This is a genomic window from Blastomonas sp., assembly GCF_041747255.1.
Taxonomy (GTDB): Bacteria; Pseudomonadota; Alphaproteobacteria; order Sphingomonadales; family Sphingomonadaceae; genus Blastomonas.
This window is the reverse complement of sequence record NZ_JBGTFM010000160.1, coordinates 1-19,316: the sequence shown is the minus strand read 5'-3', so window position 1 is coordinate 19,316 and position 19,316 is coordinate 1. Positions and strand designations below refer to the sequence as shown.

The 19,316-nt window shown below is 58.3% G+C and carries 23 protein-coding genes; 4 read left to right on the top strand and 19 right to left on the bottom strand.

Annotated features, from left to right (window positions below; all coding sequences use genetic code 11):
- Positions 1 to 560: heavy metal-binding domain-containing protein (locus ACEW8G_RS05835; RefSeq protein ID WP_373487500.1), on the bottom strand; the 560-nt coding region annotated here is incomplete at its 3' end.
- A gap of 102 nt (positions 561 to 662) precedes the next feature.
- Positions 663 to 1,142: a DUF305 domain-containing protein gene (locus tag ACEW8G_RS05830; protein ID WP_373487499.1), complete on the bottom strand. Its 480-nt coding sequence runs from the start codon at positions 1,140 to 1,142 to the stop codon at positions 663 to 665.
- Here ACEW8G_RS05830 and ACEW8G_RS05825 point away from each other — a divergent pair.
- Together ACEW8G_RS05825 and ACEW8G_RS05820 are read left to right on the top strand one after the other, a co-directional pair.
- Entirely contained in the window at positions 1,141 to 1,410 is a 270-nt protein-coding gene (locus ACEW8G_RS05825; protein ID WP_373487498.1) for a metal-sensing transcriptional repressor, read from the top strand. The genes ACEW8G_RS05830 and ACEW8G_RS05825 overlap by 2 nt on opposite strands.
- A 134-nt stretch (positions 1,411 to 1,544) precedes the next feature.
- Positions 1,545 to 2,012: a DUF411 domain-containing protein gene (locus tag ACEW8G_RS05820; protein WP_373487497.1), complete on the top strand. Its 468-nt coding sequence runs from the start codon at positions 1,545 to 1,547 to the stop codon at positions 2,010 to 2,012.
- 319 nt (positions 2,013 to 2,331) lie between these two features.
- Here ACEW8G_RS05820 and ACEW8G_RS05815 read toward each other — a convergent pair whose 3' ends face one another.
- Positions 2,332 to 2,964 (bottom strand): tyrosine-type recombinase/integrase, encoded by a 633-nt coding sequence (locus tag ACEW8G_RS05815; protein ID WP_373487496.1) that lies wholly within the window; start codon positions 2,962 to 2,964, stop codon positions 2,332 to 2,334.
- A gap of 223 nt (positions 2,965 to 3,187) precedes the next feature.
- On the opposite strand from ACEW8G_RS05815, the gene ACEW8G_RS05810 reads away from it, so the two are divergent.
- Positions 3,188 to 3,475 (top strand): hypothetical protein, encoded by a 288-nt coding sequence (locus ACEW8G_RS05810; protein ID WP_373487495.1) that lies wholly within the window; start codon positions 3,188 to 3,190, stop codon positions 3,473 to 3,475.
- 63 nt (positions 3,476 to 3,538) lie between these two features.
- Here ACEW8G_RS05810 and ACEW8G_RS05805 read toward each other — a convergent pair whose 3' ends face one another.
- From ACEW8G_RS05805 to ACEW8G_RS05745, 13 genes are all read right to left on the bottom strand, one after another.
- On the bottom strand, positions 3,539 to 3,691 hold the full coding sequence (locus ACEW8G_RS05805; RefSeq protein WP_373487494.1) for a hypothetical protein: 153 nt from the start codon (positions 3,689 to 3,691) through the stop codon (positions 3,539 to 3,541).
- A gap of 8 nt (positions 3,692 to 3,699) precedes the next feature.
- Positions 3,700 to 5,784 (bottom strand): TonB-dependent receptor, encoded by a 2,085-nt coding sequence (locus ACEW8G_RS05800; RefSeq protein ID WP_373487493.1) that lies wholly within the window; start codon positions 5,782 to 5,784, stop codon positions 3,700 to 3,702.
- 135 nt (positions 5,785 to 5,919) lie between these two features.
- Positions 5,920 to 6,930 carry a P-type DNA transfer ATPase VirB11 gene (gene virB11, locus ACEW8G_RS05795; protein WP_373487492.1) on the bottom strand — a complete coding sequence of 337 codons (1,011 nt, stop codon included), beginning with the start codon at positions 6,928 to 6,930 and terminating at the stop codon, positions 5,920 to 5,922.
- Positions 6,927 to 8,042 (bottom strand): TrbI/VirB10 family protein, encoded by a 1,116-nt coding sequence (locus ACEW8G_RS05790; protein WP_373487491.1) that lies wholly within the window; start codon positions 8,040 to 8,042, stop codon positions 6,927 to 6,929. Before ACEW8G_RS05790 ends, virB11 begins: the two co-directional genes overlap by 4 nt.
- Entirely contained in the window at positions 8,039 to 8,725 is a 687-nt protein-coding gene (locus tag ACEW8G_RS05785) for a TrbG/VirB9 family P-type conjugative transfer protein (RefSeq protein ID WP_373487490.1), read from the bottom strand. Before ACEW8G_RS05785 ends, ACEW8G_RS05790 begins: the two co-directional genes overlap by 4 nt.
- Positions 8,722 to 9,393: a virB8 family protein gene (locus ACEW8G_RS05780; protein ID WP_373487489.1), complete on the bottom strand. Its 672-nt coding sequence runs from the start codon at positions 9,391 to 9,393 to the stop codon at positions 8,722 to 8,724. Before ACEW8G_RS05780 ends, ACEW8G_RS05785 begins: the two co-directional genes overlap by 4 nt.
- Positions 9,390 to 10,577: a type IV secretion system protein gene (locus ACEW8G_RS05775; RefSeq protein ID WP_373487488.1), complete on the bottom strand. Its 1,188-nt coding sequence runs from the start codon at positions 10,575 to 10,577 to the stop codon at positions 9,390 to 9,392. Before ACEW8G_RS05775 ends, ACEW8G_RS05780 begins: the two co-directional genes overlap by 4 nt.
- Positions 10,574 to 12,940: a VirB4 family type IV secretion/conjugal transfer ATPase gene (locus tag ACEW8G_RS05770; RefSeq protein ID WP_373487487.1), complete on the bottom strand. Its 2,367-nt coding sequence runs from the start codon at positions 12,938 to 12,940 to the stop codon at positions 10,574 to 10,576. The genes ACEW8G_RS05775 and ACEW8G_RS05770 overlap by 4 nt, the downstream gene beginning before the upstream one ends.
- Complete coding sequence (locus ACEW8G_RS05765; protein WP_373487486.1) at positions 12,924 to 13,199, bottom strand: type IV secretion system protein VirB3; 276 nt, start codon at positions 13,197 to 13,199, stop codon at positions 12,924 to 12,926. The genes ACEW8G_RS05770 and ACEW8G_RS05765 overlap by 17 nt, the downstream gene beginning before the upstream one ends.
- 2 nt (positions 13,200 to 13,201) lie before the next feature.
- Entirely contained in the window at positions 13,202 to 13,498 is a 297-nt protein-coding gene (locus tag ACEW8G_RS05760) for a TrbC/VirB2 family protein (RefSeq protein ID WP_373487501.1), read from the bottom strand.
- Positions 13,498 to 14,142: a lytic transglycosylase domain-containing protein gene (locus tag ACEW8G_RS05755; RefSeq protein ID WP_373487485.1), complete on the bottom strand. Its 645-nt coding sequence runs from the start codon at positions 14,140 to 14,142 to the stop codon at positions 13,498 to 13,500. The genes ACEW8G_RS05760 and ACEW8G_RS05755 overlap by 1 nt, the downstream gene beginning before the upstream one ends.
- Positions 14,139 to 14,624: a hypothetical protein gene (locus ACEW8G_RS05750; protein ID WP_373487484.1), complete on the bottom strand. Its 486-nt coding sequence runs from the start codon at positions 14,622 to 14,624 to the stop codon at positions 14,139 to 14,141. Before ACEW8G_RS05750 ends, ACEW8G_RS05755 begins: the two co-directional genes overlap by 4 nt.
- Complete coding sequence (locus ACEW8G_RS05745) at positions 14,621 to 15,235, bottom strand: HupE/UreJ family protein (protein WP_373487483.1); 615 nt, start codon at positions 15,233 to 15,235, stop codon at positions 14,621 to 14,623. Before ACEW8G_RS05745 ends, ACEW8G_RS05750 begins: the two co-directional genes overlap by 4 nt.
- 90 nt (positions 15,236 to 15,325) lie before the next feature.
- Between ACEW8G_RS05745 and ACEW8G_RS05740 the strand changes: the two genes are divergently transcribed.
- Entirely contained in the window at positions 15,326 to 16,141 is an 816-nt protein-coding gene (locus ACEW8G_RS05740) for a DUF4198 domain-containing protein (protein WP_373487482.1), read from the top strand.
- A 95-nt stretch (positions 16,142 to 16,236) separates the two neighbouring features.
- Here the strand turns inward: ACEW8G_RS05740 and ACEW8G_RS05735 are convergent, their stop codons facing one another.
- From ACEW8G_RS05735 to ACEW8G_RS05725, 3 genes are all read right to left on the bottom strand, one after another.
- Positions 16,237 to 16,491: a hypothetical protein gene (locus ACEW8G_RS05735; RefSeq protein ID WP_373487481.1), complete on the bottom strand. Its 255-nt coding sequence runs from the start codon at positions 16,489 to 16,491 to the stop codon at positions 16,237 to 16,239.
- A gap of 11 nt (positions 16,492 to 16,502) precedes the next feature.
- A complete protein-coding gene (locus tag ACEW8G_RS05730; RefSeq protein ID WP_373487480.1) occupies positions 16,503 to 17,993 on the bottom strand; it encodes a DUF4331 domain-containing protein in 1,491 nt (496 codons plus the stop codon).
- Positions 17,994 to 18,318: 325 nt separating this feature from the next.
- Positions 18,319 to 19,053 carry a hypothetical protein gene (locus ACEW8G_RS05725; protein WP_373487479.1) on the bottom strand — a complete coding sequence of 245 codons (735 nt, stop codon included), beginning with the start codon at positions 19,051 to 19,053 and terminating at the stop codon, positions 18,319 to 18,321.
- Positions 19,054 to 19,316: the final 263 nt, after the last annotated feature.

Here is a 19,316-nt window from a genome sequence, read left to right as displayed (position 1 = left end):
CAGAGCACAACCGGAGTCGCTAACAGCAGTTGGATCCAGTTGGAAAACTGGGGGGCGACAAGACGATCGATCCTGAGCAGATGGCCGCCCATCTCTAGCGCAAACACCGGGATCGTTAGTGCAAGACCAATCCAGAAGCGGCGGGTAAAGTCGGTCAGTTCAGGGTTTGGCGGTGTCTGGGCGGTCATGACAACCGGTACCAGCGCCATACCACAAATAGGGCATGCACCCGGTCCGACCTGTCGGATCTGCGGGTGCATCGGGCAAGTGTATATTGCAGCTTCGCTTGCAGGCTCGTTCGACTGCGGTTCGGTTGGTGAAAGATACTTCGCCGGGTCCGCGATGAACTCCGTGCGACATCCCGCGGAGCAGAAGTAGTAGGGGTGTCCGTCGTGCGGCGCATGGTGCACCGTCTTGTGCGGGTCGACCATCATCCGGCAGACAGGGTCGCGCTCGGTCTTTGTGAGGTCGCTGCGATGGCGGGCAGTCGAGTTCTGCGGGTGGTCATCGAGAGCAGCAGGTGCTGCCATTGAGCGCGGACCGCGTTCCTCTTCTGCCATACTGCTTGTCCTTGTGGTCGATCAGGATTCCTGCGCTGAGTATATTCAACATGCGCTACGGGCATCGGGTGCAATGTCGCGAACCCGATGCCGTTGCCGCTGTTATTGGGGGGTCTTGCCGTGACGCTCCAGCCATGATTGAAGGCTTGCGACCTCCTTCTCCTGCATGCTGACAACTTTTTGAGCCATGGTGCGAACCTCTTTGTCGCCGGCCTGCTTGACCGCAATCTTCGACATAGCGATTGCACCACGATGATGCTCAATCATCTGGCGAGTCCATGTTTCCGACGCATCGGTACCGACGACCATCATCTCGTGGTGCATTGCCATACCGGCCTCGGCGTAAGGATTGGCGGGCGTGTTCTTCATCATCTCGCCCATGTCACCCATCTTGGAATGATCCATGCCCTGCATTTTGCTGTGGTCCATGGGTGGCATTGCCTGGTCCGGCTTGACCGAAGTGCCATGGTCCATCTTTTCGTGCTTCATCCCCTGCATTTTGCTGTGATCTGCAGGCGGTGGCGTCTGAGCGGCGAGTGGCGCTGCGAAGATCATCGCTGCGAAAGCGATATAGTTCTGCATGGTAATGCCTTCCTGTGTGGCTGCGGTCAGATGCAACGCGAAAAATCGCGGGCAGCTCTGGGGTCAAAGCAACTCAAGCACACGCTCAACTACGCTATCGGTCGCACAAGTGTTCCCTCCCAAGACTCGTATTCTGCAGGAGGTGCAGGCGATCAAAGCGGCGTTGGCCAAGGCTGAAAGCGCAATCCTCAAGGATCATGCCAACTGTTGCGTAGCGAAGGCGATCGCCTCGTGCGATGCCGCCGAGCAGCGAACAAAATTCAGTTAGCTGATCGACCTTTTTGAAAGAGTGAAACGATGATTAAGGCCGCCTAGCCGCCACTGCCTAAACAGGTGATGGACGAGAGAAAGGCGTTCCGGCATAATGCCGCAATATAATTGATCAACCCACGGGAGTGTCAGATGAAAGCAAACATCGCCAAGGCAGCGTCGAAAAGGGCTTCGGCGGTTATGACTCTTGCCTTGCTCGCTGCGTGCTCGAATGTCGCTCAGGCTACGACCTATACCATGTTTCGAGACCCCAATTGCGGTTGCTGCATGAGTTGGGCTGGTCACGTCGAACGCAATTTGAACACAACCGTCACCACGATCGACAGCGTGGATATGGCAAAGGTGAAAGCGCAAAACGGCGTCCCGCTTGAGCTTCAGGCATGTCATACCATGATCGTTGATGGGTATGTGATTGAAGGCCACGTCCCTTCTGACGCGATTGTAAGATTGTTACGCGACAAACCAAAGGGTGTCACTGGCCTGGCCGTTGCCGGTATGCCGATGGGGTCGCCCGGAATGGAAGCGGGAGGGCGCGTTCAACCGTATTCCGTTGTCGCCTTCGGCCCAGCAGGGCAACAGGTGTTTGCGCGCTATCCCTAAGCAGTTCGCTGTACTGCTCATATAAAGCTGCTTCATCACTTGCGCTCGGTTTCGAGGGATTGCGAGAAGTTTGGGTGTCTCGGAGCCGCGACACGAGCCGTTTTGTTAGCGAGCTGACAAACGACAGCTATAGTGAATATGGAGCCGAACACCTGCCATTCTCTCTCAGCCCAGTTACCGTCGCGATGTCGAAGTGGTTGAGCAAATGCCGAATGTCGGCTCCTGGCAATACCTGTCCTTCTGCGTGTTGCAAGGGAATGATCGCGTCGTCCCAAGCGTCGCAAGGCCAGCTCCTCGCCAGAGACGAGGAGCTGATGGTTCAAATTTCTGTGTTTTCGGCAAGGGCAAGTGCGTCTTCCACGTCGATACCAAGATAGCGTACGGTGTTCTCGATCTTGCTGTGCCCGAGAAGGATCTGGACAGCGCGCAGGTTGCCGGTCGCCCTGTAGATTATCGACGCCTTCGTGCGCCGAAGCGAATGGGTACCATATTCGCTTCTCATTAGGCCCACCCCTGTCACCCACTCATCGACCAGCCGGGCATACTGGCGTGTGCTGAGATGCCGATCATGATCGACCCGGCTCGGAAAGACATAGTCGTCGACCGTACCGCCTCGGCGTTCGAGCCACGCCAGCAAGCTGGCCCGAGCGTCTGGAAGCAATTCAAACTGAACTGGCCGACTTGTTTTCTGCTGCATTACGATTGCGCGCGTTCGGATCTGTCCGCCGCTGACAATGTCTCCGATTTTCATCCGTACCAAGTCACAGCCGCGAAGCTTGCTATCGATCGCAAGATCAAACAGTGCGCGATCTCGCAGGCGACGGTTCTGGTTGAGGTAGAACCGGATCTGCCATATTTGCTTTGGCTTTAGTGCACGCTTTGCACCGACGGTTCGTCCTGCATTCCAGACCTGACGTTTGGTCGCAACGGTTTGGGGTTCAGTCATTTCCATGGTCATTCTCCTATGGCCGGATTGGCCATTTGAAGAACGGTCCATAGGTGGGAGGGTGTAGATTCAGTCAGGCTCCGACCCAAGGCCGGTCGTTCATGACAGCTGCCATGCATGGCAGCTTCTGACAGAAGCTGCCGACCGGATGCCCCAAAGCGGCCAGTCAGCTCTGCGCGCTAGTTTCGGTCATAGGTGTTTGCGTTTCAATGTTGGAAGGCGGACATAAATGCGCAATGGGCTGAATGCCGAACAGAGTGGTACGCAATTGAAACCTGCCCGCACGCGCGCGCTGGTTATTAAGGGATCTGTCGGGAGGGGATACCCAGCAGGCCTCGTCAATCTTGTGACGATCGCGCCTGCCGACGCCGGAGAAGTTGTCGGTATGCTCAACGATGTGCCGAAGGTAACGCGCATCAACTCGCCAGCAGCGCAGCAGTGGGCCGCATCGTCGGTCGCCGCACAGCCGACCATCTCAAGCCGGCCGTTCTCAAACTCGGTGGCAAGGCTCCGCTGATCGTTCAGCAAGACGTTATCTCGACGAAGCCGTCAAGGTGGAGGCGTTTGGCGCCTTTATGAATCAGGGGCAGATATGCACGTCGACCGAGCGCATCATCCAGTCGACGCAATAGCCGATGTGTTCGCTGGACAGTTCGCGGCGAAGGCGGCAAGTCTCGCTGCCGATGACCCGCGTGAAGGTCGAAGATTTTGAGAATACAACATCATTAATCAATACCGCTGCTAAAAAGCAAAACGAGCCGACACCCGCACTTGGCGTGGTTCTACTGGATGAAAGTGTCGATCCTCCACGGGTGCGGTTTCTGAAGCCAGTTGGGACGCGTAAAAATATGTGATGTCGGAATCCTGTGCGTCAAATATATTCAACAACTCTGCCCCGATGCGGATTGATCCGGCTGTGAAATATGCACCAAAATTCACCAGCGTCGTTGGGTCCGATGCGGTTGAGCCGTCTTCAATAAGCGGCGCCTTACCGAAGTGCCGAAGCCGCAGTGTCAAATCGAGACCGGCCAGAGGGTTTGCAGTCATGCCTCCTGCCAAAACTTCCGCGACCGCCCCGGGGATGCGCCTCGCATCCGGTGACACGCCCCTGAATCTGGCATGAGTATAAGCGTAGGCAGCGTCAAGCGTGAGCCAGGGCATCGGCCGCCAAAACGCGTTCGCTTCAACGCCAAAGCGCTGCGAGGCATCATTGGGCTCGGTCGCGCCTGCATCTCCGACGAATACGAGTTCTGATTCCAGGCCAAGATAAAAGCCCACCAGCGCCAAATTGAACGTATCGCGTTCGATGCGTCCCCCAATTTCGGCACCTCTTGCTCGCGCGAACACGGGCACCCGATCGGCGGCCAGGCCCGATACCGGATCGACCGAGATGGATGCTCCACGCACATCGTTGGTATGGAAAGACTCGCCATAATTGGCGTAAAGCTCGACGCTATTCGACATGCGCCATGCAGCACCGAACTTTGGGCCAAAAATTGTATCCGAGCCGCTACCCGAGTTAACCTTTAAGTCGGAATCGACATCGTAAGCCAGATAATCGCCGCGAAGCGCAAGATAGACGCGCAGTCGATCGGTCGGCTTCACTTCTGTCTCAACAAATACTCCCGCAGATACCTTATCAACCTGATCGCTCCGCACCGTGGCAATCGGTCGTGCTTGCGCGCTTCGAAACAGGCCAACCCTATCGATTCGATCGTATCTGACGTTCCCACCAGCAGAGATCGAAATCGGTACCGACGTGCTCCCCATGTCCCAGCTGCGCTGTGCAGTACCGCCAAAAATTGCGCGCCGATCAACCTGCTGAAACTGATCGCCGACAACAGGATTTTCGAGGAAGTAGGTGAAGTTGGACGTCAAAGTGAGATCGTAGTAAGTTGCAAATGCGTTTATTTTCAAACTGTCGAACGCACCATTGGCCACCAGCCCGACACGGGTGGTGTTGCCACCAACATCGTCATCGATAAAACCGAAGCGATCGACGAGACCGCTTTGTACCGCTCGCTCGGGTATCTGGTCAGTCGAGTCCCATCTCGCATGATAACCGTTTAACTGGACTGAAAAGCCATCATCTCGCGAGCCTGAACTAAACTTGATGAGACCGTTGTATTTCTCAAGGTTTTCATCAAGTACCCACGGACCATTCGAAAATGTCCCGTCAATTGCGAGCAGCACGTTGCCCGAACCCAAAGGCGCACTGCCAGCCGCAGTCGCACGGTAGAAACCAAACATTCCCACTGTCGCCTGCGCGAATGGCTCAATTGTATCATATGTCGCAAAAGCGATTGTACCCGCAGCAGAAAAATTACCCACATCGGCGAAATACGGGCCTTTCCGAAAATCAATTTTTTCTACCGTCTCAGGAATTATGAAGTTGAAATCGAGATAGCCTTGACCATGGCCGTGCGTCGGCATGTTGATCGGCACACCATCGACAAATCCGGCAAAATCAGTGCCGTGATCAAGATTGAACCCGCGCAGGAAATACTGATTTGCTTTGCCCGTGCCGGAATGCTGCGTGGCGATGACGCCGGGCACGTTCTCAACCAGCTCTCCAGTGCGCGAAATCGGTAAATTCTCGATATCGGCATAGCCAACTGTCCCCTGCGATCCGGAAATCGCTACCCCGATCTGCCGGATGGATCGGCCATAAACAATGATCAGATCGTTCGGGTTTGAGGTTTGATCATCGCGCTCGTCAGCCGCGGCTTTCACTGTGGAACCATCTTGCGGCTCGGCTGCCATGATGCACGCAGGCGATAATGCCACGGTCAGCCCGGTGCAAAAGGTCAAGAAGCGATAACGCAAGTTTTCGTCCTCCAAAATTCAAAGTGCCGCGACGCCAAACGATCCAGAAAATCAAAATGACGACATCAATCCTTAGCTACCCAATGTCTTGATTGAGGATTCCAAGGCTGAATTAAGAAAAACTGTTCGACGTGTTCAAGAACGGCGATGATCTCCAGGGCGTGGCTGCGCCTTCGCGAATTCGATCGCGGAGACCACACGATTTCCGTCGATACGGTCGAGCTGAACAAAGATATCAACGGTTCCCCGGACATAGTCGATCAACTCTGTGCGACCGAGTTCTGTGCCGCCCATCATCGCCATCAGCGCCAGTTGCTCGGCCGCTCCGCAGGGGGAGCTTGCGTGAACTGTGGTGATCGATCCAGGATGGCCGGTTCCGACCGCCCTCAGCCAGCTCATTGCCTCCGCGCCTCGCACTTCCCCCATGATGATCCGGTCGGGCCGCAGCCGTAGCGCCGCCTCGACCAGATCCGCAGGGCTCACCGATGCCTCTCCCAGCCGGCCGCGTACCGCGACCAAGCCGACGGCGTTTTCATGGGTAAGCTGGATTTCGGGGGTGTCTTCGATCAGCACAAAGCGCTCGGCAACGGGCGCTTCCTTTAACAGTGCGTTGAGGAACGTGGTCTTGCCCGTCCCGGTCGCACCAGCAATGACGATCGTCTTGCGCATTTCGACTGCGCGCTTGAGAAACGCGAGGGTTTGGCCAGTTCCCAGCAACTGCGCCAGCTCGACGGCTTGAGCTTCCTGCTCGAGTGCGAGACTGCCGATCATGGCAAACGCCCCGGTGGCGACATAATCCGACAATCGCAAATTGGGCATGCTGTGTTTGCGTATCGCGACAATGACATGACCGCGTGTTGCCGGTGGCGCACAGATTTGCACCCGCGAACCATCAGGCAATGTGCTGGCCAGGAGAGGGTGTTCCCGGTTGATCCCCTGATCGGAACTTGCCGCAATCTGGTGCGCAAGCCGCCAGAGCGAAGCGTCATCAAACTCCGGAACAGCATGGCGCTCGGTTCCATGTGCCGTCTCCAACCATAGCTCACCCGGGCGATTGACGAACAGGTCGGTCACGTCGTCGCGACCCAGGTACGGGGCCAGCGGCGTCAGGAATGCGTCAAGATAAACGCGCTGCGTTGTGCTCATTGCATCGGTCCGACGCGCGTAAAATCGAGATCTCGGGCAACGAAGATGCGCACCGCCGCGCCTTGCCGGGTCGTAATCGTTGGTGGAATATCTGTACCACGTGAGGCTTGACCAGCGAGTGAGGTCGCTTCGCTCGCTGTGCTGACCACAATCGTCGAGCCGCCGCTGACCGATGCTGCAGCAGCATTGATCCCGCCGGTCAGCACCGACTGCAGGATTGCTCCGCCAAAGCGCTGGAAGAAGTGGCGATTGACCTTGCCACTGACCCCACCGCGACCAAGTTCATCAACTGCTGGCGAGGCCAGCTCGATCGAAACACCGTCGGGGCGGATCAGGCGGGTCCAAAGGATAAAGACTCGCGAGGCGCCTTGCGCCACACCTGACTTGTACTGCCCGATGATCCGGCTGCCCGCAGGGATCAGCACCGCTGAACCATCGAAACTGTAGACATCGCGCTGGGTCAGTGCGCGCGCAAAACCGGGGAGATCGGAATTGAGCGCGGTTTCCATCACAGCAGCGATGATCGCACCCTGTGGGACCAGCCGGCTGAGCCCCGTCATATGCTGGGCCTGGACCGCCTGTGTTTCCTCGCTGCCGACACGGGCGGCAAAGCGTTCGGTATCAGACAGGGTATTGGTGGCTTGGTTGCTTGCTGTCCCCGCAGGCCCGGGTTCAACGGCCGCGACGCCAGGCACCTGAGCGCTTGCCCTGGCGCTCTCGCTCTGAACGAGATCAATGATAAGTGTCGGCGCACGCAGCCGCTCGCGGGCGCGATCTATAGCGCCACCGCCCACAGCAGGGGTGCCCGGTGCGATGTCAAACCGCGCGACTGGCGCCGCCACGGATGGAGGTGAATTTGGAATCAGCACAGCGGCCGGAGGCGTAGCCGCGACGACCGGCGTGCTTGGCGTAAGGATGGCGGGAGCAGGCATCGCAGTCGAAGCGAGCTGCGGCAGAGTGTCATCGAGCGAACCTTGCGCGGCGCGCGCATCGGAGAGCCACATGAAAACACCCAAGCCTGATACAACGAGCACTGTGACCACCGCAGTTGTTGAGATGCGTCTGGATGGCTGCGCGACAGTCGGACGGTGGACAGGAATTTCTTCGTTCACGGAGTCGCTCCATTCATGGGGGTCACGGTTGCGACTTGCTTGCCGGTGCGCAGCGTAAAGCGGCCACCAGTGTGCTGGACGATCATGACGCGGCCGCGCGTCGAAGAGTTGACGAGGGTCTCGTCTTTGCCAGGACCACCGGCGAAAATCGCCGGGATAACTTTCCCGGGGCCGAACTCGAAATAGGTCATCAGACCATCATCCCAAACCCTGGTGGGGACGATCCCGATATCGCCCGTCATCGCATAGTTATAGTTCATTGGCGGCGGCGGCGGTGGCAGCGGCTCCTCAACCGCGACGACAATCTCTCGCGGATAATCGAAGCGGACAATCCACGGAGTCGTGGCACTACGGGGTGCAACCTCAAGCGAGAATGCATAACGCCGGCGGTCAGTCACCACGGTCAAATTGGTTGAGGCGGTGCGCCCCAGGGGCTTCAGAAACAGGTTGCGCGCCCGCTTGTTAGGGGTCACCTGCCAAGCAAGCGCGTCGCCAATCGCCACATTCTCGATACGCTCGTCGGGCGCGAATTCGACCATGATCTGCCAGCCCAGCGCCCCGCGCAGGAGCACAACCTCGTCGGCATTGTAGAACACCGTTTGGATGTGCGGATCGACCGGACCCGGCACGGGCGTGCGTGCGGCGGTAAGGAATAAACACATGACGGCGAAAATAATTCTCACGGCGCAAGGCCTTCTGCGTCGCGACGATATCGGGTTACGAGAAAACCAAGCGGATTGTCGTAGCGATCCTCCATCCGCAGCGGACGGCCGCTAAAACCAAAGCTAATCGCTGCAACATTTGCAGCCGGCGGTAACGGCGCGGCCCCGGCATTGGTGCGGATCGCATCGAACCGAACAATCGCCGTGCCCACTGCGATCAGCGAGATGCTGCGGACCCGGATTGCGATCGTATCGCCTTTGTTCAACGTGCGCAGCGGGCTGGATGGATTGGTCGCGGCCATCTGGGCGACGTAGCCCGTTGCGACCGCAGGCGCGGACATCACGCGCACACGCCGGTACTGGTGCGTGAGGTCGGTCGCGTCAAAGGTTTCGCGCGCCACGACATATCCGGCGAGTTGCGCCTGAATAACCGCTTCGTTTTGCGTCAACTGCCCCGACTTGAGCGTGGTTGAGACTTCGGTGGTGCCGGTCTGGCGATCAACTGTCACCACGAACGGCTCGACAGTTTTAAGCGGCACGAGAAAAACCAGCGTCAACGCCAAAATCAGCGCAATGGCTCCTGCCATACCGGCAGCAATCCATGCGATCCGCGTTTCCCGGGCGGAGCTTGCAACCCTGCCATCGGCCCAGGTCCGGGCTGCCAAATAATAGTCTTCACGTTCGCTCACGCGTCCCTCCGGCTGGCTGCTCGCGACGACCGGGCAGGACCGCGCAAGCGCGGCCCCGAAAGGCGGCGCGGCGCGACAATAACAGCTCCATCGCCGGCTCTTCCTTGCGCGGTGGAGTTGCTTTCCCGCGATGTTGTCGTGGCCAGCGCAGCAGCAGCGCCCCGAGCACCGACGATGGCTGCGGGTGCATCGCGCCGGGCGCTGACATCGAGCGCTTGGGCTATTCGCGCAGCCGACGATTGCGTCGCCAGAACGGCCCCGCGATCATCGGCGGTCGTGACTAACGTGACCTGGGGGTCACTGACACGCGCGTTGCTGCGATCACCCGGCAAACGAATGCCCCGGGCAATACGACCAGCCGACTTGAGCGCGAAAACAGACGCAATTGCGAAAACCACGGTCACCAAACCAACCGGCATCACAGTTGCAGTCTCAAAGGTTCCGGCGGCCTGCTCAGCAAGCAGCCGACCAATGATTGGTCCGATAATCGCCAATTCCACTGATGCCAGAATAAGCACAAAAAGCGGCACGATCGCTGCGGTCGCCATAGCTCCAAGCCATGCTTGCGCCATGCCCCTGGTGGCATCGAACAGAAGGAAGCCGGCCATGACCGGGGCAATCGCGAGCAGTAGCGCCAGCACCACACGCACCGCGACCATGATTCCCACGATCGACAGTGCGAGCAGCAGCGCTGACACATTCAGGACCATCGCCGCCGCCGCCGGCCCGCCGACCAAAGGCGAGGCGATTCCGGCGCGGGTTCTGTACCCAACCGATGCCGCCTCAAGATTGTTGAGCGCGGTTTGCAAACTTTCAAGCGGATCGGGCGCGCCGATTCCTGAAAGAAGCTGGGCGGCAATGCGGGCCGGGGCACGCGCAAAGGTTTCGTAGGCCAGCGTCTGCCAGGCTTCCCAGGATGTCGCTACGAGCAACACAACGCCGATCTTGATTGCCAGCCCGATGGTGTCGGACAAAATGAGTCCGCGGCCGAGAAGCAACCGATAGCCAAACAAAGCCACCGCGATGACCATCATCGACGTCAACGCCGCAGCCACGGGGCCGCCCGGCTCGGCCATCGCCGCATAGCCGCGCTCGACCAAGCCGAACGCCTGGCAATCGGTGTTAGCGAGCAAGCTCGCGACGAGGCCTTCGGAACTCGCTGGGGTGCAGAAATCGGGGTTCATGCCACCTCCAGCAACCGGGGAAGCCACGCTTCGGGGGCGTCGCCGACTTCCTCACGAATACCGTCCAGCAAACGCACGGTGCGCTCGCGGCCCGACAGGACGGTCAACAGATCGGGTTCCGAAGTAAGGTTCAACCGGACGACAACGCTGTCCGATCCGTGTTTGACAAGAAATGCGCGCGCCACTTCGGGCATCGACCGGACGATTTCGAACTCATGCTCGGTCAAGCCGAATCCGTCGATATAATCGCTCGCCTGCGCTGAAGCGTTTGCCATGAAGATCTGGGTTCCGGCCTGCTCGATGATCGCAGAAGCGATCTGGCTCTGCAGCGCATCGGACGCCGACTGGGTTGCGAATCCTACGATTCCGCCGCGCTTTCTGATGGTCTTTTCCCAGTCACGAATGCGTGCCACGAAAACTTCATCGTCGAGCGCTTTCCACCCCTCATCGACCACGATGATCGTCGCCCGGCCATCGAGCCGTTCTTCGACGCGGTGGAACAGGTAGAGCATCGTCGAGGAACGCAAAGCCGGTTGATCGAGAATGGCGGTCATGTCGAAACCGATGGTGTCGGCCGCCAGGTCCAGCCCGTCGCTGGCGTTGTCGAATAGCCAGGCATGCTCCCCGGCTGAGTGCCATGGCGCCAGCCGTGCCGCAAGATCGTTGCCCGAGGCGCGTCCACGCCCGCGAAACAGTTCAGCGAGATGACGCAAGCGCCGGTGTTCCGGTGGACCGGCATATGAACTGGCGATAGCGTCGCTGATCCAGCCGGCTTCTTCCACAGTCGGTGCCTCGCCTGCGCCGGTGGCCAGCTTGGCAATCCATTCGCTAAGAAAGCGGCGGTTTACCGGGGTATCGGGCAAGGCCAGCGGATTGAGGCGGGTCGGCGCGCCGGGGCGCAGCGAGTCATAAACCCCGCCGATGGCGCGCAGGAAAATCTCGGCACCACGGTCTTTGTCAAAGAGCACGATCCGGGGCGCAAAACGGCGCGCTTGGGCAAGCAGGAAGCCCAACACCACGGTTTTGCCCGAACCCGACGGGCCGATAATGGTGAAATTGCCGAGGTCGCCACGGTGAAAGTTGAAAAAATAGGGTCCAGCCGAAGTGGTTTCAAACAATGTCACCGCATCGCCCCAAAAGTTGCCCGAAGGCTGACCGACGGGGAAGTTGTGGGCGCTCGCAAATCCTGCGAAATTGGCTGAAGATATCAGGGCACGGCGGGCAATATAGTGGAAATTTCCTGGAAACTGAGCCCAGAAGGCTGCCTCAAGTCCGAGTTCCTCGCGGACGGCAACAAAGCCTGCATCGGCCAGCGTCGCCTGAACTTCGCCGATCGAAGCGTCGAGTTCAGACAGGTTCGCGGCTTTGAGCAACACGGTCAGGTGATGCTCACCAAACAGCGTGCGGCCCGCAGCAACCTCGTCTTTGGCCAAAGTCAGTTCGGAGCGCAACGATACCGCAGCATCAGCGGCGGAACGCATCCGCCGCAGCGCCAGATCCATGCGTTGGAGCGTGGGCTCACGATCCACGACCGCAAAGCTTTGCGTCACAACCATTTCGAATGGCAACCGATAGAGGTCATCAAGCATTCCCGGCCCGGTTTCGGCGGGATAGTCCTTTACTGATAGGATGGCGGCGACGTCTGACCCATAGCCGTCGACAGGACCGAATTCGATCGCGTCAGCACCGAAACTGATCCGCCGCCGTGCCATCGCCTGCGCCAGTTCCCCCTGAGGCAGCAACATCGGGGTGGCAGGGTTGCCCAATAAGGTCGAGAGGAACTCGAGCGGTTCCGATGCAAGCCCGGTCGCTATTTCATAGCTCGACAGCAGCCGCGGGCGATAAGGATCCAACGCGGCGAGCAAGGCCTCACGCGCCTGATTGAGCGCTCGCAGATCAGCAGTGGTCTCACCGCTTGCTGGTGCCGCGCCGCCGAACAAGCCCAGCAGGCGCTCGGCTGCTCCGGCCCTGCCCGCCAATGGGCGGATCAGCAACGTCAAATAAAGATCGTTGACGTAAAGCCGCCGCGCCGACAATCGAGCGCGCCAAGCCTGGTCCAGCGCCGCGCTGAAGCTATCGCCGAAATTTCCTTCAAGCTCGGGCGCAACGGCGCGCCGAACAACGTGATGGACCAGCGCGAACCGAGCTGAGGCAACGGCTTGAAGCATACCGTCGCGGGCGACCTTGCGCGCTTCCAACTGAGCCGCATCGATCGTTTCAAATGGCAGACCCTCGAGGCGAATGACCTGAAGCGCCAATCCTTCGCGGGTCAAAATCGTATGGTCGTCGATCTGCGCAACAAAGGGCAAATGGCCGCCAACCGATTTCTCACGCTGGTGTGCTCGGTCACGGGCGGTAGACATTGGCGCCCCACAGTTTTCGATTGGGTATGCGAGGGACGCGCCGCAGCCGAGTTAGCCAAAGCGACATGATCTGCGGATCGCGCAAATGCGCAGCATAACCCAGCGCGTGGATGAAGAGTGGAGGAACCAGGGCAAACAAGCTTTTGAAAACGAGAAACAGTTCTGCAGCGACGATCCCGTTGAGCACAAAAAACGGATAGGTGACGCCCGCCACCATCTGGGGACGCGCCAGCGCACGAAAGAGGCGGTCGCTAGACACGATCAGCCGCCCGCGACCGATCGGATGCCTGCCACGATCGAGGCGGCGCCGAACAAAATGAACAAGCCTAAGACAACGGTTGCGCCATATTTCCAGTTGATCCGGCCGGTAAGCATCAGGAAGCCAATCGCAGCGACCGCAATCACTGCCACTGCGGTCGCGACATTGCCAAGCAACGTTCCCTGGAGCCAGCCGACCGCCGAAACAATCGGCCCTGAACCCGCAGGATCGGGCGCGGCGAATTGGGCGTGGGCGGGGGAGGCCATCGCAATTAACGCGAACAGCAGGCGGTGTCTGATCAAAATGGTGTCACCTCAATGAGCATGGTGTTGAGTGGGGCTGGCGTGGGAACGGCCAAAGTTTTCGGTACGCTCGGCGGCTGCCAACGCCCCATGATGTTTGATACGTAGCCCACCGTTTCCCGATACGGAGGAATACCGCCGTATCGCTGCACGGCACCGGGGCCGGCATTATATGCGGCCAAGGCCAGGCGAACGCTGCCAAAACGATCCAGTTGACGCCTGAGATAAAGCGCACCGCCGCGGATGTTATCCTCAAGGTCGTCAGCGCGCACGCCAAGTTCGGCTGCAGTCGCCGGCATCAATTGCATGACTCCTACGGCGCCTTTGTGACTGATCGCGCTCATGCGTCCGCGTGATTCTTGCCATGCCACCGCTTCGAGCAAGCCATCTGGCAAACGATGGGTGCGTGCCGCGTTCGCCAGCAGCGTCGCGACCGATGCCGTTGTGGCAGAACCGGCGCTGGGCATGGCGACTGCCACAGCCCCCGCATTTAGCGGGACGGCCATGTCGTCGATGAAGAGCGTTGGCCCGTCAAACGTTCGCGACTCGCCGTTCGCGTCGATCTCGATCACCTGGGCACACACAGGTGTTCCCAGGTTTAGAATAACGCCCACGGCAAAAATGATCGGGGTGATGTTCATTCCATATGATCTGCGACGTAGCCGGGCGTAGGGAGCAACGCGACCCCCGCCGCCAGGGCTGAAATAGCGATCACCCAACTGGCGCCCACGTTTGCCACGACCCGAAAGCTTTGCGCCGCCAACCAACGGGCTGGCAACATCAGCAGGAACAGGGGCAGCAGCGCGACGATTGAACTGAGCTGCAGACCGACCAAGGTCGTCACTGCCCCGGCCCACAAACCATTGTTGCCGCCCAGCAGGATCGCCCCCCAGGTTGAGATGCCGCCGTCAAGATATGTCATGGCAGCGGTGATGATCGTGCTGATCCAAAAGGCCACGAAGATTGAAGGCGCCCACGCTTCTGTGAATGGCAGAAGGCTTGCCAGCGCAGCCATGATCGCCAATGCGATGAGCGCAAGCCAGACGCTGCGGCGCCGGCTTTTGGACAAGCACAACCCGGTTGCCGCGCAAACCAGCGTGAGCGGGAAGACAGCGCCGGTCACGTCGCCAGTGATCCAGCGAGGAACCAAATCCCGGCGATCGCAATAGCGCCGCCCGCGCCCCGCAATGCAACCTCGCCTCCGGGGGAGAAGCGGATCATGCCGAGTCCAATTCCGGCGAGATGCAGCAGGCCAGTTGCCAGCATGAATCCGGCGCTGTAGCTGACCGGATCGGCAGCCGATGGCAATTCCTGGCCGTGTGCGAAACCATGAAACAGGGCAAATCCCGCGACGACCGCGCATGCGACAGCGATTGCCGCCCGGACTGCGAACAGAATCATCAGGCCAAGCACAAGAACCGATACGGCGATCCCGGTTTCGACCAGGGGTAACACAATGCCGATAATGCCCAGAACGCCGCCAAAGGCCATGGCCAGCGGAAAGAGCGCGGGCAGTGAGAACAGCAGCGGACGCCCAAGAAAGACACCCCATAATCCCACCGCGATCATCGCAAGCATATGGTCTGGCCCAGAGAGCGGATGCATAAAGCCCGCTCCAAACCCATTCGTTTGCGTGGTTCCATCATGAGCCAATACTGATTGGGCTGAAACAAACGTCAAACCACCAACGGCTAGTGCGCAAATATTTGTTTTAGTATTATTGATTATAATCAATATAGAGTTGAAATTTACCTTGTAAAAAAACCTAAATATTCTATTTCTATTGATGCCAGGATTCGCCGAGGGGAAAATGAAGGAACAAAAATGAGAATTTTGATTGCCGCTTCTGGTTTGCTTTTGTTCACGTCCCCGGCTTTTGCTCACGATTTTTGGCTGCAACCTGAGAGTTTCAAGGCAGCTGTTGACCGTCCGCTGGCGGTTACCTTCCAGGTGGGGCACGGCAAGGACCGGCAGCGTTGGAGAGTCGATCTGAGCCGTGTCGTCGCACTGGCTGGTTACTCGGACGGCGTTCGCAAAGATCGCAAAGCCGATTTGCGCTCCGGCGGAGCGGCAGATCTGGTCACCAGTTTTGCAACCCCGGGGCTTCATGTCTTGGCCATGCGAAGCAGCTACGCATTTTCCGAATTGCCCGCCCGCAGGTTCACTGAATTTGCCGAGGAAGAAGGTCTCGTCCGTGTGCTCGAGTGGCGTCGGCGTAGCGGAAAGTCTGACACAGCGGGGCGTGAACGCTATAGCCGCAGAGCAAAGGCGCTGATCAAGGTAGGAACTCTGACCCCAGCCAATCAGGCGATCGCGACGCGGCCCGTCGGCCTCAAGCTGGAAATCGTTCCTGATCGAAACCCCTATGCGCTGGACAAAACCGGGGTGCTTCCGGTCCATGTCCTCTACAACGGGCGCCGCCTCGCCAATGCAACGGTCAAGCTGACCAGCCTCGAGTTCGATGCTCGCCCGCACGCCACTGCGGTTACCGATGCTAACGGCCGCGTCAGTTTTCGTATCCCGCAGCGCGGTAGCTGGCTGGTCAATGTGGTCTGGTCGGTGCCCGTCCGGGGCGATCCCAAAGTCGATTTCGACACGACTTTTTCGAGCCTGACCTTCGGCTACGAACGCAAACGCTAGTTGCGGATGCCATAAACTCTCTCTGCCGCCCGGCTTGAAGGCCGGGCGGCAGGAGAATAACAAGGCTACATCAACTGTTGGGGCCATGTTGACGATTATCCAACCGGCACCGGTTCAGTCGTGAACGAAATCGGAATAATGTCGCCAGCTGCGACGTTGGCCGGTTCCGAATTGGGGTCAGCATTGAAAATGGCGGCAAACATTTCGCCGAACTGCTGCTGCACGGTTTGAATCATCGTCACCGGTGCAGGTGCCTCAGCAACCGGGTCGCGCTTTGGTCCGCTTCCACAGCCCGCCAGTGCGAACAGTGCTAACAATAGTGCGGCTTTCGACAGGTTGCTCGCTAGCATGGTCCGATCCTTCATGGCTGGGTCTGCGGACGCGGAGCGCCACGCAGAGCGGGGTTAAGATACGGGAAGGCGTTCATGGTCCTCGTGGCATTGGTTGGCGCACCGTCGGTGAACGCAAGCAAACCTGATGGGGCCTGCGCAGGCGTGCAGAGACCAAGGTCGGTTGGCTTGCCTGAAATCGGCACTGGATGGCAGAGCCGACCCATCGCAACGCGCAAGACGATATCGACCACGTCGTCACCGGGGCGACGGCCATTCGGGAAGCCGGCCAAATCGTCGCCCGCCACACCAAAAGTACTCTGTGAAGCTTGAGGCGTCGCAGCGATCGCCGTATTCAGACGCAGCATCTCCGATGCCGTCACGGTCCTGAGCTGATTGAGTGTGGCAATCCCGGTCAGGAACGTGGCAACAAGGTCATTTCGGGGGAAATTCGTCGGTGCCTTCGTTCCAAACAGTTTCTCCAAAATTGCGGGGAATGTTGGATTGGTAACAAAATCGGCCAGCACTGAGTCCTGGGTCGGTTTCGCACTGTTGAACAGATCCTTCTGAGGAAGACCGATTACAACCTCGTTTACCAGCGGCATGCCAAGGCGCGAGACCTGCACAAAAGCGCCACCATGATTTTCCGGTGCTGCATAGCTTGCAGTCGGGCGCAAAATACGCGCTTGCGGCAAGCTTGCGGTGCTCCAGACGCCAATCACACCATTGCCTGTACCGGTCAGGCAAGCGATTGGCACCTCCATCGCAATGCTGGTGATATTCTTTTTGCCGATGAGCTCTTGATTTGCGTCGCTCTGGGCGATGTTGATTGGGTCCAAGTTCACAAGGTCAAAGAGAGGACCAAGGTTGACCGCGAAGGCCTCCTCGCGCTGCCCCACAAAAACTCTTGCTTGCGTGGCACAGCCTGGCAGCGTCACAGTGTGAACGAACTGGCTGGCATATGCCGGATAATTCGGAACCGATTTGTTGCCGATGTTATCAACGGGCTTGGGCAATCCGCTCGCAACCGATACGCGCTGCCCACTGCGGCGATTGCCGGTAACCTGAGTGAGTGAATAGGTTTCGCGTTCTGCAAGATCCGGGTCATTATCACCATTGATCTGGCCGGTGTTCCGTAAAGAAACTGGCAATTCTTTGCCGCCGATATTAAGGGTTATGCCCTTGCCGTCTCGCAACGTGTTGGTGAACTTGAACTGGAACGTCAAATCCTCCACCGCATCGCCATTGTTGTCGATGTGGATCTCATAGATTGCGTCGGGGTCCATCGTGTAATAGTTGGGGCCGCCGCCTGGTTCCTGAAACGGCTGAAAATTTGTGATCAGCGTTACGAAGCCGGCACGGCCGGGTTCATAACTGCGAAACGCGTAAACATCAGTATTGTCTACTTTCGGCTTCTCGGTGATAGCTGGAGCTTCCCGATGACTTGATGCCCAGATAGGTGAAACCGAACTTAACAATAATGCAGTTATAGTCGTGAATTTTATAGCTGATGAGCGACCCATTGACTGTCTCCAAAGGGAGGGAAATGACCATCGATCAATATTTACGCTCAGCGCTTATCATTTCGATAGTAGCATACGTCACCGCCCACTTGTTGATGTCGGAGACAAATTTTTTATCGCAGCATTCGATTCGCATCGCACTAACTTATATCAGTGTAAGAAAATTTTTTAATATTTACCGAAAATATGCTGGATAAAAGGGCGTTCGCAAGCATTTAGAAATCTTCTTGCAAGCCAAGACGAATCTAACCTCGATCATTAATTTAGATTAGTTGGGCTTCATAACATCATTCAACGCAGACCCAATCCTAATCACTAATCTAGATTAGTTATTGGACAGGAATCCCGCAATCGGCGCAAACTCTGGGGTCACTGCAGTCGGCTCGACCAAGCTTTCATCGAGCAGTTGCCCCCAGCCCCACACCCCAGACCCAAACACAAGCGTGGTGGATCGGTGCGTTCCAATGACAGATACAAACCTGGGACCAGAAATCGGTAAATCGAGACAGGTCGGATCAAGCATGCCCAGCGAGCGTTCGACCGCCAGACGCGTGGCCGTCAGCGGGGCATCGACGGCTGTTGCCTGCAAATCCCAGCTTCGGTTCCACACAACAATGGCATCGGCGACCGACCGCATTGCGCGGGGTGCCGCCTCAAGCTCCGTGAGGGCAATCGGGTCAGCGGCAATCGCATCTGCAACCAATTGCAGCGGTGCACACGAATCCGTTCCTTGATTGGGTTGGCCAAGAGCGTCGGTTTCGGTTGCCACGGTGGGAAGATTCACCGGTCGAACCTCGTGGCTCACGCTTGGGAGCACCAATGGTTCGAGCATTGCAGGCGCTTCGGGTGAAGATGTGGAAAGCGTTAATGACGTCACGCTGCCTTGCCTGACCGGTGGCGATGGCGCGCTCATGCGGAACGAGACGAGACAAATGATCAAGGCAATGTGGATCAAGGCCGCGACGATGAATGCAGCAATCCGATGTTGTGATCTGCCCGTGCTTTGCGCCACGGCAGCGGTACCAAGCATCGTCTTTTCCTTGAGTTCCAGGCGAAGCACACACCTGTTCGCCTCATAAGCCTGACCAGCAGCGTTGCTGGGGCTATCTCGTGGAACGGACCCCCAGCCTATCGGTTCCGCTTGTTTGAGCTACGGTGCCGTAGAGGAAGCATATGGACGCGTCGAAAAACCCTCGCATTTGGAGTGGTGATCTGATTCACTCGCCTTCTTGATTGAGCGGAGGCGATGATGGTGGGCCAGCCTGGTTTCTTTGATCTGTCGGATCGTTATGCTGCGCTGAGCGCGGCAGGCGATCCGCTGGA

Coding starts and splice junctions, on each gene's coding strand:
- ACEW8G_RS05810 (WP_373487495.1), top strand. CDS start 3,188: ATGCGCAATGGGCTGAATGCCGAACAGAGTGGTACGCAATTGAAACCT.
- ACEW8G_RS05740 (WP_373487482.1), top strand. CDS start 15,326: ATGAGAATTTTGATTGCCGCTTCTGGTTTGCTTTTGTTCACGTCCCCG.
- ACEW8G_RS05730 (WP_373487480.1), bottom strand. CDS start 17,993: ATGGGTCGCTCATCAGCTATAAAATTCACGACTATAACTGCATTATTG.
- ACEW8G_RS05775 (WP_373487488.1), bottom strand. CDS start 10,577: ATGAACCCCGATTTCTGCACCCCAGCGAGTTCCGAAGGCCTCGTCGCG.
- virB11 (WP_373487492.1), bottom strand. CDS start 6,930: ATGAGCACAACGCAGCGCGTTTATCTTGACGCATTCCTGACGCCGCTG.
- ACEW8G_RS05755 (WP_373487485.1), bottom strand. CDS start 14,142: ATGAACATCACCCCGATCATTTTTGCCGTGGGCGTTATTCTAAACCTG.
- ACEW8G_RS05825 (WP_373487498.1), top strand. CDS start 1,141: ATGGTAATGCCTTCCTGTGTGGCTGCGGTCAGATGCAACGCGAAAAAT.
- ACEW8G_RS05735 (WP_373487481.1), bottom strand. CDS start 16,491: ATGCTAGCGAGCAACCTGTCGAAAGCCGCACTATTGTTAGCACTGTTC.
- ACEW8G_RS05815 (WP_373487496.1), bottom strand. CDS start 2,964: ATGGAAATGACTGAACCCCAAACCGTTGCGACCAAACGTCAGGTCTGG.
- ACEW8G_RS05770 (WP_373487487.1), bottom strand. CDS start 12,940: ATGTCTACCGCCCGTGACCGAGCACACCAGCGTGAGAAATCGGTTGGC.
- ACEW8G_RS05830 (WP_373487499.1), bottom strand. CDS start 1,142: ATGCAGAACTATATCGCTTTCGCAGCGATGATCTTCGCAGCGCCACTC.
- ACEW8G_RS05820 (WP_373487497.1), top strand. CDS start 1,545: ATGAAAGCAAACATCGCCAAGGCAGCGTCGAAAAGGGCTTCGGCGGTT.